Genomic DNA, 14690 nt, shown 5'->3' with positions numbered 1-14690 from the left:
GGGGCGTCGCAGTGCTCAGCCGCTGGTGCCGAAGCGGGAGTTCCAGATGACGCGGCCGCGCTGGAACTGCTGCACGCATTCCCTGGCACCGTTGACATCGCTGCAGGTCTCGCCACCGACCGGATAGCCGAGCCGGCCGGCCTCCCAGCCGGTCGAGGCCCAGTGGCCGAAGATCGCGCCCTGCACCGACCAGGCCCCCGAGGCAGACGACCAGTAGATGTGCCCGTCCTCGCGCTGGAACCGCTGATAGCAGCCGCCGTCGCGCAGCCCGCAGATCTCGTCGGTGACCGGATAGCCGAACGGGCCACCCTCCCAGCCGGAGGCGGCGTACCGGTCATAGATCGCCCCGCGGACGAAGTGCGTGCCCGTGTTCGGCGACCAATAGAGCAGCCCGCCCTTGAACAGCTGCACGCAGCCGCCGTCGCGCAGCCCACAGATCTCGTCGCTCACCGGATAACCGAGGAAGCCGCGTTCCCAGTCGAGGGAGGCAAACTTGTCATAGATCGCCCCGCGCACGAAGTGGGCGTCGGTGTCGGGCGACCAATAGACCAGACCACCCTGGAACAGCTGCACACAGCCGCCGTCGGGCAGCCCACAGATCTCGTCGCCCACCGGATAACCGAGGAAGCCGCGTTCCCAGTCGAGCGAGGCGAACTTGTTGTAGATCGCCCCGCGCACGAAGTAAGCACCGGACTTCGGCGACCAGTACATCAACCCACCCTGGAAATGCTGCACGCAGCCGCCATCGCGGAGGCCGCAGATCTCACTGCTGGTGGGATATCCGAGGGTTCCGGTCTCGTTCTTCAACTGGCTCCACCGGTCGAGGATGGCCCCCACCACCAGGTGGGCACCGGTCTTCGGAGACCAGTAGATGGTGCCCTTCTCGAACCGCTGGAAGCAGCCGCCGTCCTTCAGACCGCAGATCGCATTCCCAAGCGGAGCACCAAATCCTTCGTACGCCCCCGCTTCGGCGTACCGCTTGCCGATCTCGCCGAGGACGGCGTACGCCTCGCCGTAGACGAGTTCGCTGCGCTTGAAGACGACCATGCCGTTGGCGAATTCTCGCTGGCACCAGGCCGGCGCCACCGGCGGCTGGGGCGGAAGCACGGTGGGGTCGCATGACTCGGGCTCCAGCGGTACGCCCAGCTCGCCGCCCTGCTGGTCCCAGGCGGCCCCGGTCAGCCCACCCAGGTTGGCTCGGGTGGCCTCGAACTCGGGACCGAGCAGGGTCCGGGTGCTGCCGTTCGGCCACAGGTAGATCCGGCCGTGCTCGAACTCCTGGGCGCGGAGGTCACCCGGGATATCGGTCATCCGCTCGCAGCTGGTGTGTCGGCCGAGCTGGCCGGCGTTCGCCCCCGCGGCCACGGCGATCATGCCGCGGGGCACGCAGTGCGGCGCGTTCAGGTCGAACTTGTGCCAGCGCACGTACTCGAACTCGTCGACCCGGGGTTCCCACGGTTTGGTGTCGTCGACCGAGCCGGACCAGGCGCCGGTGTGGTTGACGGCGGTGTAGACGTGCAGCCACCACGCATAGTCGCTCATCGCTGCGACCCATTGCTCCTTGCCCATCGGCACGACACCCTGGCGCTTTGCCCAGGTGGTGAGTACGTCATTGGTCAGCGCGGTGCCGGGGTCCTTCCACAGCCGGACCGGTTTGCCGTCGAAGAAGTAGCGGACTGCGTAGCCGTCCCACTCCATCCGGAAGGTGTGCCACTCCCCCGAGATGCTGCCGTCGGGGGCGGGCTGACGGATGCCGAGGTTCAGCGACTTGCCGTCGCGGCAGTTGGTGTGGGTCGAGTTGTGGGTGAAGCTGGTGTTCCAGATCTCCATCGTGTCGATCTCGACGGTGTTGGAGCTGAGCCCCGGCGCGCAGTAGGGCTCGGTGTTGTTGGACCAGACGGTGCTGGTGATGCCGTGGTGGGGTCCTTTGGACTCGTCCAACTTGGCGACGACCTCCATGGCGCCCGGCGCGGGAAGCGCCTGTTTGGACAGCAACCGAGCCGAGGTGTAGACGGTCTCCTTGCCCTCGGGGCACACCGCACTGGTCTGGTTCGCCGCCGATGGTTCCTCGACGTTGGGGGTGACGCAGTGCCGGGCGTTGGTGATCTTCAGCTTTCCGTCACTCACCTTGGCGTTCTCGGGGCGGAAGAAGCTCTTGCCCTTGCTGCGTCCGGTGGCCCAACTTTCGGAGAGCACGTGCCAGCCGTCGTTGATCCCCGGGCCCTCGAACTCGTCCCCGGCGAAGGGGGTGGTGGCCCGCGGGTGGAAGGTGTAGGACCACTGGGTGGTGCCGGTCAGCACCACGTTGGGGTCGACGGAGGTGGCGACCACGGTGATCTGCTGTCCGACCACACCGGCCATGCTCTCCCAGGTGGCGCTGCGCAACACCTGGCCGCCGTTGAAGAACGTGCCGTCGGCCAACCTGACCCGGTGCTCCACCCCGGCCGGGGAGGTCACCCGGACCTGGTGATAGGCGTCGTCGAAGTCGGGCCGGGCCAGCTGGACGTCGGACCGCTGGTTCGCCACCCGGGTGGGCGACGCTACCGGCGTACGCGGGCTCGCCGCGGGCTGGGGGCGGCGCTCGGGCTGGCGGCCGCGCTGGGGGCGGCCGTCGGCTTCGGCGTCGCGGTGGGCGTCGGGGCGGCGTACGCCGAGGCGGCACCGATGCTGAGCAGGGCACCGGCCAACAGCTGGACGCCGACCGAACGGACAGGGCTGCGCTTCATCGCATTACTCCAAGCAGGAAGGGAAGTCTGCGGTCACCCCATCACGGGATGTCGACAGCACTCCCCCGCACCGCACAGGAGTGACCAACTTGTGACCGACGGTCAGCCGGCGATCCCCCTACGCGAGTTCCACACGATCCGACCGCCCTGGTAGTTCTGCACGCACTCCCGGGCATCCGGCAGTTGCCGGCAGCTCTCGGGCCCGACCGGGTAACCCAACCGGCCGTTCTCATAACCGGTGGACGCCCAGTGCGCATAGATCATCCCCTGGACGCCCCACGCCCCGCTGGCCGCAGACCAGTAGATGTGCCCGTTCTCCCGCTGGAACCGCTGATAACAGCCCCCATCACGCAACCCGCACACCTCATCGGTCACCGGATAACCGAACACGCCCCGCTCCCAGCCCTGACCGGCGTACCGATCCAGGATCGTGCCGCGCACGAAATGGGCCCCGCTGGGCGGCGACCAGTACAGCAACCCACCCTGGAAGGACTGGTAGCAGCCACCGTCACGCAGCCCGCAGAACTCCGCTCCCCGGGGCAGTCCGAGCAGTCGTTCGGCACCGGCCAGATATGTCTGGACGATCGCGCCCAGCACCACCACCGCGCCGGTGTCGGAGCGCCAATAGATGCGCCCGCCTTCGAAGTTCTGCACCCGACCGCCACCGACCTCGGTGTCGCGTTCGCAGCTGGTGGCCGCGCCCAGGTGTCGCGCGTTGGCGTACGCCTGACCGATCGCGCCCGTCGGTGCGCAGCCGGGCGCCGTCGGGTCGAAATCCTGCCAGCGCAGGTAATCGAAGAGATCGTGCTTGGTCTGGAACGGGAGGTTGTCATCGGTGGCCGGGGCCCATCCGCCGGCGGCGTTGACGGTGTTGTAGATCACCGTCATCCACGGCTGTCCGATGATCACCCGGTTGAACTCGGTCGGGCTCAGCCCGGCCAGGTCCGCGGTCAGCGCGGTCCCGCTGTGGGGGGCCATCAGCGGCATCGGCCGCCCGTCGAAGAAGTAGCGGATCGAGTGGCCGTCATATTCGACCCGCCAGGTGTGCCAGTCCCCCACCGTCGGGGTGTTCAGCCTGGTTCCTCGGGTCGCCACCTGCCCGTTGCGGCAGGCCAGGTGCGTGGTGCTCTGGTTGTAGCTGGAGTCCCACACCTCCATCGTGTCCAGCTCGGCGATGTCGGAGTTGGTGGTGCCGTTGTCGCCGCAGAACATGTTCGCGTTGTTGGCCCAGGCGGTGCTGGTGATCCCGTTGTGGTCCCCGTGGGCGCCGTCCAGCTTGGCGCGCACCTCCATCACCCGGGGCGCCTTGTAGGGGTAGAACATCGTCTCGATCCGGCCGGTGGTGTAGGTGGTCGCGGTACCGGCCGGGCACACCTGTTCGTTGACGTTGGCCTCGGTCGGTTCCTCACCGGGCAGCACGCAGTGCCGGGAGGTGCGGAGGTCCAGATAGCCGTCGTGCAGGGTCACGTTCTCCGGCCGGAACAGGCTCTTGCCCTTCAGCCCGCCCTTGGCGCGGGTCTCGGCATAGATGCGATAGCCGGTGGACAGGCCCGCCTGGTCGAACTCGTCGCCGTTCGCCAGCGAATAGGTGGGCCGCTGCATCCCGGTGGCCCGCGGAGCCGCCGCGGGCGGGGTGGCGCTGGTGGGCCGGGTCGGTGTCGGGGTGGGGGCGGCCGAGGCGAACGCCCCGATCGAGGTGGCCAGCAGGCTCGTCAGCAGCAACGCGGCCCAACGAGTTCCGGTGACTGCGCGCATGAGGCCTCCCCGAGTAGCTGGGAGGCATCCTGTCACATCCGCTCGTCGGACACCCGATAACCGGCGCCGGACAGTCGCCGCGCCACCTGGTGCGAAATTCGCTGCCAGGCAGGCGAACCGGCGAGTCCGTGCTCGTTCACCAGGTCCATCCCGACCTGGTCGGCGATCCGCCAGGTGTCGGAGTTCGCCTCTTCCGGCGGGAAATTCCGCAGCGTCAGGGCGACCGCCTCGTCCACGATCCCCTCGATCCGCGGATCGTCGGGTGCCCAGTGTCGCGCCTCGGTCATGGTCCGATACAGCTGCTCGGCGTCCGGGTCGTCCAGCGCCGTCAACTGCCACTCGGCCCATTCGGCGATGCCCTCGGGAAACACCGCCTGCATGAGGATCCACGCCTCCCGCTCGATCTCCAGCGCCTCACCGCGGACACCGATCTGATACAGCCGGTCGAAGTAGCGGTTGGCAGCCTCGGGGAGCACCTGGTCGGTGCCGTCACGCAGCCTGGCCAGTCGCCTGCGGGTCTCTCGCAGCTCGTTGATCCGCACCCGCAGTTCGCGGTCGATCTCGTCGACGGCGCCCGCCAGCTCGGTCGGCTCGGCGTCGAGCAGCTCGCTGATCCTTGCCAGCGGTACGCCCGAGGCGGCCAGGGTGCGGATGCGGATCAGCGTCACCACGTCCTGGGGGCCGTAGCGGCGATAACCGGAGGCGTCCCGTTCGGGTTCGGCGAACAACCCGATCTGGTGATAGTGCCTAACCGTCCTGACGCTCACCCGGGCGTACCGCGCCAGCTGGCCGATCGTCAGCATTCCGCACCTCCTCAGGATTCTCTCCGCCGACCGGATTGTCCCCGCGGGCCGGCTTGTCCACGAAGGATCGCAGACCGGGAGCGAGCAGGGCGTACGCCGCCACCGGCAGGAACGCGAGGCAACACGCCCAGGCGCCGACGCCGATCCCGGCGCCGGTGAGCAGCAGCGCCATCAGCCCCAGCCCGATCGGGGCGGTGACCATGGACAGGGCGCTGAACAGGGCCATCACCCGGCCGCGGACCCGATCCGGCACGTGCTCGGACATCGACACCATCGCCACCGGCCCCATCAGCCCGCCGGCGATCCCGGCCAGTGCCATGCCCACCGCCACCAGCCAGAAGCCGCGCAGCGGGGCGACGACGGCGAGCGAGCCGGCGAACAGCAGCATCGAGACCACCCAGCTGGCCCATCGCCATTTCGACAGCGCCACGGCGTAGAGGATCGAGCCGCCCATCGAACCGACGGCGTACGCCGACATGGACAGGCCGAGCAGCTCGGGCCGGGCCATGCCGCTGAAGTGGGCCGGCAGGATGACCGCCAGCAGCGGGGCGATGGGCACGGTCGCCAGCAGGCTGACCAGCAGCATCGCGAACAGTCCGGGGTTGCCGCGGACGAACCGCCAGCCGCCCAGCACGCCGGCGTGCGGATCCACCTCCTCGGGGTCGACCGGCGCGGCCGGCAGCAGCGGCAGCACCGCCATGCACAGCGCCGCCAACGCCGAGCAGCCGGCGGTGATCGCCACCACCACCATCGGATCCAGCACCGCCATCAACCCACCGGCGACCCCGGGTCCGGCCAGAATGGCCAGGGAGAACATCACCTGACGCAGCCCGGCCACCTTCTCCAGCGCGACCCCCGAAGCCCGGGAAACGTTGGGCAGCAGGGTTTCCCGGGCCGTCATCCCCGGCACGTCGAACAGGGCCCCGAGCAGGCCGAGCACGACGAACCAGAACACGTCGAGCCCGAGCGTGCGATCCACCAGGATCAGCGCCGCCACGCTGAGCGCCGACCCGACGTCGGCGAGCACCGACATCCGGCGCCGCCCCACCTTGTCGATCAGGTGCCCGCTGACGAGCGTGGCCAGGAACGACGGCACCGCGGAGACGGCGGCGACCAGTCCGGTCAGCGCTGGGTCTCCGGTACGCGCCAGCACCAGCCACGGGAGCACGATCGAGATGGCCGCGTTGCCGAAGAGGGAGGCGCCCTCGGCGAGCAGGAAGAGACCCAGGGTGATCGGGTTGCGTGCGTTCATGCACCCATCGTCCGGCCCTGACGCTGCGTCAGGGTCAAACGCCCGATTCGATCCGGGCGTACGCCTCAGCCGCGGGTGCCGAAGCGGGAGTTCCAGACGACCTCGCCGCCCTGGAAGTTCTGCACACACTCCCGCGCATCCGGCAGGTCACGACACGACTCCGGGCCCACCGGATAACCAAGCCGACCGGCCTCCCAGCCCGTCGACGCCCAATGGCCGAAGATCGCCCCCTGCACCGACCACGCCCCCGACGCCGGCGAAAAGTAGATGTGCCCGTCCTCGCGCTGGAACCGCTGATAGCAGCCCCCGTCGCGCAACCCGCACACCTCGTCGGTCACCGGGAAACCGAACGCACCGGTCTCCCACCCCATCGCCGCATAACGCTGCTGGATCAACCCGCGCACGAAATGCGGGCCGGCGGCCGGCGACCAATAGAGCAACCCGCCCTGGAACCGCTGCACACACCCGCCGTCACGCAGGCCGCAGATCTCGTCCGAGGTCGGATAGCCCAGGAACGACCGCTCCCACCCCAGCGCACCGAACTTGTCGAAGATCGCGCCCTTCAGCACGTGCGCACCGGTGGCTGGCGACCAGTAGATCAGCCCGCCCTGGAACGTCTGGTAGCAGCCTTCGTCCTTCATCCCGCAGTTCTCCCGGGCCAGCGGATAACCGAGGGCGGAGCGTTCGTAGCCGAGCTCGGCAAACTTGTTGAAGATCGCCCCGCGCACCCCGTGCGCCCCGGAGGCGGGCGAGAAATAGGTCAACCCACGTTGGAAGATCTGGGCACAGCCCCGGTCGCGGAGACCGCAGAACTCCGAGCCGACCGGCAGCCCGAAGTCCCACTCGCCGCCGGCGCGGGTGAGCCCGTTCAGGATCGCACCGACGACGACCTGGGCGCCGGTTTCGGGCGACCAGCAAATCCGTCCTCCTGCGAAGTCCTGCACCCGGGCACCGGGCGCGGAGGCGTTCACCTCGCAGCCCCACGGTTTGCCCAGCTCGGGTCGAGAGGCCCACACCCGGGCGATCTCGCCGTAGGGCTGGCAGGTCGGGTCGAAGGTTTCGTAGCGCAGGTAGTCGAACAGGTCGTGCCGGTCCGGGAACGGCTTACTGTCATCGATCCACGGGGCCCAGCTGCCGTCGGGCGGGATGTGCGAGCCGAGGATCACCTGCCACCGGTAGTCGTTGATCGCGTGGCGTAACGCGTCCCGGTCGATGCCCACCGCTCCGGCGGTGACGTCACCTCCCTTGGTGCCGTGCTGCGCGGGGTCGCCGTGCTGCGGGCGGTGGCGGGGCCCTTCGTCGGGGTCGGTCGCGCAGTCGTCGGGGCGAGGGTGGGGTCACCCGCACCGATCGGGGTCGGCGCCGCTGCGGCGTACGAACCCGATGCCGAGATCAGCAGACTGGCGGCCGCCAGCACCATCCCCGCCCACAGCGAAACCCGTTGCGGCCGTCCCCCATCAACGCGCGAACAGGTTGCCGGAGACGGTGGTGATGAAGTTGCCCAGCGAGTCGGGCAGGTCACGCAGGTGCCAGGTGTCGGGACCGTGATACCAGGACAGGTCGGTCGGATCGGCCTCCGCGTCGTCGTCGGCGGCGACCAGCGCGGCGAGCCAGCGATCCGCCCCGCCGAGCACGATGGCATACGGCAGCACCTCGGAGAGCTCGTGGTATTCCCGGCCCTTCGGCATCCGGTCGGTCGGCTGGCTCGCCAGTTCCTGGCGCAGGGCGCCGAGGCCGGCGAGCAGGCGGGCACCCTTCTCGGTGCGGGCCGGCATCTCCTGGGCGACGAACGCCAGCCCGAGGCCGAGGGCGACCACGGCCAGACCGGTCAGGCCGAAGCTGGTGAACGCGGCGAGTACGCCGGTGAGCACGACCCCGAGCACCAGCACGACCAGGGCGGCCTGGTTCCACACGTTGCGGGTGGAGTCGGGTCGCCGGTCATACCAGCCGTGCTCGACCATCTCGTCATAGAGGTGGTTCTGCACGGCGGGGATGGATCCGGAGATGGTCGGGCCGATCTCGGAGACCAGCACCTCCGTCCCGTCGGCCGGAGCGATCGCGTCGAGCAGGGCCTTCTCATAGGGCCGCAGCCTCGACTCGTCACCGGGCAGCCGGTGGAACTTCCAGTCGGTGGCGGCGAACTCGCTGCGCCGCGGCAGCTCGACGATCAGCAGGTGACCGCGGACCGCCAGGTCGATGATGGTGGCGGTCACGTCGATCGGGTCGACCCGCTCGTCCGCGACGGTGCCCACCTGTCCCGGCAGCACCTCCCCGCCCACCTTGAACTCGTGGGTGCCCTCGCCGACCGGGGCGAACTCGGCGATCCGGATCGGGTCGCCGGAGGGGTGCGCGTCCCGACCGGCGCGTCGATGCAGCACGAACAGCGCGATTCCGCCGAGCAGCAGCGTCGCCAGGGCCAGCGCCAGCGGGACGCCGGTGCCGGTGAACGCCCGCCCGACGGTCCACAGTTCGTCGATCTCCTCGTTGGCGGTCACCGCGCCGGCCGGGAACGCCACGCGTACGCCGACGATCTCGCCCTGACCGCGCGGGCCGTCGGACATCCGCGGCAGGCCGCCGTGCGGATCCCCCTCGGCCAGGGAGCAGGAGGTCTCGGCACCCGGGGCGCCAGCCACGCACTTGAAGTCGCTGAACTGGGCCGGCAGGCCGAGCTCGATGGTGACCTGGTCGACCGGGACGGAGAGCCCCTGCAGCACGTCCCAGCGGACCAGGGTGCCGCCGCCGGGGGCCTTCACCGTGGCGCCCTTCACCTTGTAACTCAGCTCAACCTGGCGCGCCCCGCCCGGGTTGACGGTGATCATGCTGTGGTCCTTCTCGGAGTGCACCTGGCCGACGTCCTTGCCGCCGGCGGTGGCGCGCAGGTCGCTCACGTGGAGCACATATTCACGCTGGTTCACCAGCGGCTCGCGCGTGCTGAACCGCTGGGTCACGGTGGCCGGCGCACCGTCGAAGGTGAGCACCGCCTTGACCTCCAGCGACCCGTCCTTGGCCACGATCACGTCCGCGTCATAGGTGGTGACCTTGTCGGCCGCCCGTGCGGGCAGCGCGGCTCCGAACAGTGCGAGGTGAGCCAGCAGAACCGCGGCCAACAGGGCCAGCAGCCGCCGGGTTCGCGCTTGCGCGTGTGCCATCCGATCCTCCCGATCCGGGGGTGCCCGTGAGCCGGACACGCCGGGGCAACTATGGCACAGGGGCCGGTGCGGGACCGGGCTCGCAGCGGCCACGACTTCGTAACGACCCGGTTAGGGTTGGGTCCGTGACCGACTCCCCCGCTCCCGACCCGCCCGTCGCGGCGCCCTTTCGGACCGGTATCGGCGTGGACGTGCACGCGCTCGCCGACGGACGCCCGATGATCGTGGCCGGGCTGCACTTCCCCGATGAACCGCGGGGACCGGAGGGGCACTCCGACGGTGACGTCGCCTGCCACGCCGCCTGTGACGCGCTGCTGTCGGCGGCCGGACTGGGTGATCTGGGCAGCAACTACGGCACCTCCGACCCGCAGTGGTCGGGCGCCGCGGGGCCGGCCTTCCTGACCGAGACCGCGCGACGGGTTCGCGCGGCCGGCTTCGACATCGGCAACGTGGCGATCCAGGTGATCGGCAACCGGCCGCGGCTGGGCGTACGCCGCAGCGAGGCCGAGGCGCTGCTGTCGCGCACCCTCGGCGCCCCGGTGTCGGTCGCCGCGACCACCACCGACGGGCTCGGGTTGATCGGGCGGGGTGAGGGTTTGGCCGCGATCGCCACCGCGCTGCTGATCCTCCGCGGCTGACGCCGTCGGTCACGCATCGGTCACGCTTCTCGCCGGGGTCGTCCCCCAGCCTCCCGATGGACCGGCCGAGCGGCTAGGGTCACCGCAGACGAAAGCCGAATGGCGCAGACAGGGGTTGGCATGAGCCAGGGATTTTCCGGCGGACCGTGGGGTCAGCAGGGCGGCGGTACGCCCAGCCAGAGCTGGGGTCAGCAGTCCTTCGGCCAGCCCGGTTTTGGTCAGCAGGGATTCGGGCAGCAGGGATTCGGGCAGGGACAGGGTTTCGGGCAGCCGCAGTTCGGGCAGCCGCAGTTCGGTCAGCCACAGTTCGGCTCGCCGCAGGGGCAGCAGGGCTGGGGACGGCAGCAGCCGGGACAGCCCGGCGGGTGGGGTGGACCGCAGTTCCCGACGCCCAAGCCGAAGCGGTCCCTCAAACCCTTCCTGATCGCGGCCCTGGCGGTGGTCGGGCTGGCGATCGTCGCCCTGGTGGTCAACTCGATGCTGCAGCCGCGCTATCAGAACGACGACTACACCCCGCCCGCACCGGGTGACGTCAAGCCGTTCCCGGACGCTGACGAGTCCGAGGCCAAGGCGATCACCGACGACAACGCGCTCTACAAGCAGCGATTGCCGGTGCCGGTGCGCTGCGAGCTGCGGAACCCGAACATGAACGTGGTCACCGCCACCGACGCCGAGGTGAAGGACTACATCGACGACCTGATGGCGTGCAACATGCGCGTGTGGGATCAGCCGTTCAAGGGCACCGGGAAATATGAGCTGGTGCGACCGATCGTGAACATCTACGGCGCCTCGGGCACCTCCCCGTGTGGCGGCGGCAAGGCGGTCGGGCCGAACGCGTTCTATTGCCCGGCCAACCAGCAGGTCTACTATTCGCGCAAGATCCACGAGGCGCACCCCGCACTGGCGATCATGGCCCAGCCGCACGTGATCGACGAGGTGATGGCCCACGAGTTCGGGCACGCCCTGCAGGGTCGGACACTGATCCTGTTCGCCAACCAGTATCAGCAGACCAAGGTGGACAAGAAAGAGGCCTTGGAGCTGAACCGGCGGATCGAGGTGCAGGCGGACTGCTTCGCCGGCATGTATCTGCAGTCGGTCGCCCGATCGATGAACTACACCGACAAGAACTGGCAGGACATCCAGACCAGCGTCCGCAACGGCGGCGACGACGTGCTCAGCGGCAAGCCGGACGTCTGGGGCAACCACGGCAACGCCGCCAGCCGCCTCTACTGGTTCCAGGTCGGGCTGACCAGCACCGACATCGCCAAGTGCAACACGATGACCGCCCCCGCCCAGTACGTCCGCTGACGCTCCCCGAGCAGCACGGCAAGCGGCCACCCAGTGAACCGCCCGCTATTCGGGCAACGCTGGAGCGCTCAGCAGGGCCTCGGCGATCCGGACGTCGACGGGTTCGGTGACCTTCATCGACAGCCGCGAACCGGGCACCAGGTGCACCGGTACGCCGATCGCCTCGCAGCAGGCGGCGTCGTCGGTGACCGCGAGTCCCCGGGCGGCCACCTGTTCGTGGGCGGAGCGCAGGGTGGCCAGGTCGAACCCCTGCGGAGTCTGTACGCCAACGAGTTCCGCGCGATCCACCACGACCGAGTCGTCGCCGGTGACGCGTCGGATCGAGTCGATCACCGGCAGCACCGGTACCACCGCCCGGAGACCCGCGCGCACGGCCGACACCACCGCCGCGACCACCTCGGCCGGAACCAGCGGCCGGGCCGCGTCGTGCACCAGCACCACCGCGTCCTCACCCGGCCCCGCGCAGGCCGCGAGGCCGCGGCGTACCGACTCCTGACGCTCGGCTCCCCCGGTCACCAGCTGGCACTCGATCGGGGCGCCGGCCAGCGCCCGCTCGAAGTCCGGCTCGAGCCCGGCGGCCACCACGATCACGGCCCGCTGCGCGCCGCCGGCGGCCAACTGCTCGACCGAGCGGCGTACCAGCGGGACCCCGGCCAGTTCGAGCAGCGCCTTCGGCACGGGACCACCGAGCCGGGAACCAGAACCGGCCGCCGCCACGAGGGCGACGACCGGTTGCATGGGATTGTTCAACTGTGGTGGGAAATCAGGACGCGAGAACCTCGTCGAGCATGGTCTCGGCCTTGTCCTCCTCGACCTTTTCGGCCAGGGCGAGCTCGGAGACCAGGATCTGGCGGGCCTTGGCCAGCATCCGCTTCTCGCCGGCCGACAGGCCACGGTCCTTCTCGCGGCGCCAGAGGTCGCGCACGACCTCGGACACCTTCATGACGTTCCCGGAGTGCAGCTTCTCCAGGTTTGCCTTGTAACGTCGAGACCAGTTGGTGGGCTCCTCGGTGTGCGGAGCGCGCAGGACGGAGAACACCTTCTCCAGTCCGGCGGCGTCCACCACGTCGCGTACGCCCACCAGGTCGAGGTTGCACGCCGGGACCCGAACGACCAGGTCGTTCTGGCCGACGATCCTCAGCACCAGGTAGAGCTTGTCCTCACCCTTGATCTTGCGGGTCTCGATGTCCTCGATGACGGCCGCCCCATGATTGGGATAGACCACCGTTTCGCCGACTGTGAAGGTCATATGTTGTAACCCCTTTCCCGCAGACCAGTTTAGCACGCCCCCAGCGCAGGCTCCCGGGCGTTTCCCGTAGCCAGAGCGGAATGCGCGGCAACCGATCCCTTGACAAATCATAGTTCTGTGTGCCGCGAGACCCCGGTCAACGGATTGTTGGTAGGCTGCCGCGGACGGATCACGGGAGTTGAGGAGCACCGCCAAGTGGGCACATCCAAGTTTTCTCGCACCATCGCCGCCACCGCGCTGATCGGCGCTCTGGCCGGCCTGAGTGCGTGTGGTACGCCGCAGACGCTGCAGCCCTACACCCCGGCCGAGGGAGTCAACGCCGACATCACCACGCCGAGCGCCAGCACCCCGTTGAAGGTGCGGAACCTGACGGTGATCAGCCGTACCGCCGGACAGGGGTTCCTGGCCGGGGCGATCCTGGCTCCCGCCGACAAGGTCGTCCCCGACGGGTTGGTGACGCGCCGCGAGCCGGCCCCCGAGGATGCCCTGACCGGGGTACGCGGGACCGCGCTGACCCCGACCGGCGAGCCTGCCGGACCCCCGCTACAGGCGACCGCGAACGTGCCCCTGCCGCCCGGGCAGCTGGTCACGCTGACCCGTCAGCCGGCGATCCAGCTCAACTCCCCCGACCTGAAGCCCGGGCTGCTGGTGGAGCTGACGCTGTCCTTCCGCAGCGGCGCCACCACCACCCTGCGGGTGCCCGTGGTCGACGGCCTGCGCCAGGACTACATCACCGTCTCCCCCGCCCCCGCCAAATAGGCGGTTACGCTCCTCGAGCAGTGGCCATGCGCAGCGGAGCGGAGCAATGGCCCCGTGTCGAGAGGATCCTCCCGACACGGGGCCAGCGCAGCCTCAGTTGAACAGCGAGGACACCGACTCACCGGAGTTGTGCCGGCGTACCGCCTCGGCGAACAGCGGCGCCACCGACCGGGTCTCCAGCTTGGCCGGGGTGCGCTCGCCGGTCAGCGGCACGGTGTTGGTGGTGACGATCTCGGTGACGTCGTCCTGGGCGTTCAGCCGCTCGACCGCCTTGCCGGTGAACAGTCCGTGCGTGCAGGCGATCGAGATCGACTTGACGTTGTATTCGCGGAGCCGGTCGATCAGCTCGATCATCGAGCCGGCGGTGGCGATCTCGTCGTCGATGATGATCACGTCCTTGCCCTCGACGTCACCGACGATCCGGTCGATCACCACCTTGTCGTCGGCCATCCGCCGCTTCGACCCGGCGGCCACCGGGAGCTCCAGCAGGCGGGCGAACTGCGAGGCCACCTTGGCGTACCCGAAGTCCGGGGAGACGACGACGGTGTTGCTCAGGTCCTTGGAGGTGTAGTGGTCGGCGAGCTCGTGAACCGCGGTCAAGTGATCGACCGGCACCGAGAAGAATCCGTGCACCTGTTCGGAATGCAGCGCCATGGTGATCACGCGGGTGGCGCCGGCGGCGGACAGCATGTCGGCGACCAGGCGGCCGCCGATCGAGATCCGGGAGGCGTCCTTCTTGTCCGAGCGGGCATAGGCGTAGTGCGGGATGACCGCGGTGATGTGGCTCGCCGAGGCCCCGCGGGCGGCGTCCAGCATCAACAGCAGCTCGACCAGGTTTTCCTGCACCGGCGGCACCAGCGGCTGCACGATATAGACGTCCTTGCGGCGGCAGTTGGCCTGCAGCTGCACCTGGAGACAATCGTTGGAGAAGCGGGTGATGTCGGCCGGGGAGAGTTCGACACCGAGGATGTCGCACATCTCCTTCGCGAACGCCGGGGATCCAGAACCAGTGAAAACGGTGATGTCGTCGGTCACGACGAACACCCTAGCG

At 69.3% G+C, this 14690-nt stretch carries 13 protein-coding genes; 3 read left to right on the top strand and 10 right to left on the bottom strand.

The genetic code is table 11. From position 1 onward, the window contains the following. Positions 1–15: 15 nt before the first annotated feature. The 7 genes from CGZ93_RS03380 to CGZ93_RS03350 form a co-directional block, all read right to left on the bottom strand. Entirely contained in the window at positions 16–2526 is a 2511-nt protein-coding gene (locus CGZ93_RS03380) for a family 16 glycosylhydrolase (RefSeq protein WP_094362754.1), read from the bottom strand. Between the two features lie 14 nt (positions 2527–2540). After that, positions 2541–2726, bottom strand: a complete 186-nt coding sequence (locus CGZ93_RS03375) for a hypothetical protein (RefSeq protein ID WP_094362753.1) — start codon at positions 2724–2726, stop codon at positions 2541–2543. Between the two features lie 102 nt (positions 2727–2828). Then, a complete protein-coding gene (locus tag CGZ93_RS03370) occupies positions 2829–4481 on the bottom strand; it encodes a family 16 glycosylhydrolase (RefSeq protein ID WP_176451613.1) in 1653 nt (550 codons plus the stop codon). 32 nt (positions 4482–4513) lie between these two features. Continuing rightward, positions 4514–5284, bottom strand: a complete 771-nt coding sequence (locus tag CGZ93_RS03365) for a MerR family transcriptional regulator (protein ID WP_094362836.1) — start codon at positions 5282–5284, stop codon at positions 4514–4516. After that, on the bottom strand, positions 5229–6536 hold the full coding sequence (locus CGZ93_RS03360) for an MFS transporter (protein WP_094362751.1): 1308 nt from the start codon (positions 6534–6536) through the stop codon (positions 5229–5231). The genes CGZ93_RS03365 and CGZ93_RS03360 overlap by 56 nt, the downstream gene beginning before the upstream one ends. A 65-nt stretch (positions 6537–6601) precedes the next feature. Further along, complete coding sequence (locus CGZ93_RS03355; protein WP_094362750.1) at positions 6602–7756, bottom strand: hypothetical protein; 1155 nt, start codon at positions 7754–7756, stop codon at positions 6602–6604. A 237-nt stretch (positions 7757–7993) separates the two neighbouring features. Then, positions 7994–9685 carry a DUF2207 domain-containing protein gene (locus tag CGZ93_RS03350; RefSeq protein WP_094362749.1) on the bottom strand — a complete coding sequence of 564 codons (1692 nt, stop codon included), beginning with the start codon at positions 9683–9685 and terminating at the stop codon, positions 7994–7996. A gap of 125 nt (positions 9686–9810) precedes the next feature. On the opposite strand from CGZ93_RS03350, the gene ispF reads away from it, so the two are divergent. Both ispF and CGZ93_RS03340 read left to right on the top strand, forming a co-directional pair. Then, positions 9811–10323 carry a 2-C-methyl-D-erythritol 2,4-cyclodiphosphate synthase gene (gene ispF, locus CGZ93_RS03345; RefSeq protein ID WP_094362748.1) on the top strand — a complete coding sequence of 171 codons (513 nt, stop codon included), beginning with the start codon at positions 9811–9813 and terminating at the stop codon, positions 10321–10323. Between the two features lie 120 nt (positions 10324–10443). Continuing rightward, on the top strand, positions 10444–11631 hold the full coding sequence (locus tag CGZ93_RS03340) for a neutral zinc metallopeptidase (protein WP_176451612.1): 1188 nt from the start codon (positions 10444–10446) through the stop codon (positions 11629–11631). Positions 11632–11676: 45 nt separating this feature from the next. On the opposite strand, the gene ispD is transcribed toward CGZ93_RS03340, so the two are convergent. Next, a complete protein-coding gene (ispD, locus tag CGZ93_RS03335; protein WP_094362746.1) occupies positions 11677–12369 on the bottom strand; it encodes a 2-C-methyl-D-erythritol 4-phosphate cytidylyltransferase in 693 nt (230 codons plus the stop codon). A gap of 25 nt (positions 12370–12394) precedes the next feature. Further along, positions 12395–12880: a CarD family transcriptional regulator gene (locus CGZ93_RS03330; protein ID WP_094362745.1), complete on the bottom strand. Its 486-nt coding sequence runs from the start codon at positions 12878–12880 to the stop codon at positions 12395–12397. A gap of 195 nt (positions 12881–13075) precedes the next feature. Between CGZ93_RS03330 and CGZ93_RS03325 the strand changes: the two genes are divergently transcribed. Further along, positions 13076–13639 (top strand): hypothetical protein, encoded by a 564-nt coding sequence (locus CGZ93_RS03325; RefSeq protein WP_094362744.1) that lies wholly within the window; start codon positions 13076–13078, stop codon positions 13637–13639. A gap of 93 nt (positions 13640–13732) precedes the next feature. On the opposite strand, the gene CGZ93_RS03320 is transcribed toward CGZ93_RS03325, so the two are convergent. Continuing rightward, positions 13733–14674 (bottom strand): ribose-phosphate diphosphokinase, encoded by a 942-nt coding sequence (locus CGZ93_RS03320; RefSeq protein ID WP_267489709.1) that lies wholly within the window; start codon positions 14672–14674, stop codon positions 13733–13735. Between the last annotated feature and the right edge of the window lie 16 nt (positions 14675–14690).

Origin of the sequence: Enemella dayhoffiae, from assembly GCF_002250625.1 — a bacterium.
In the GTDB taxonomy this organism is placed as follows: domain Bacteria; phylum Actinomycetota; class Actinomycetes; order Propionibacteriales; family Propionibacteriaceae; genus Enemella; species Enemella dayhoffiae.
The sequence above is the reverse complement of the archived record's forward strand: the minus strand, read 5'-3'. Positions and strand labels throughout refer to the sequence as shown.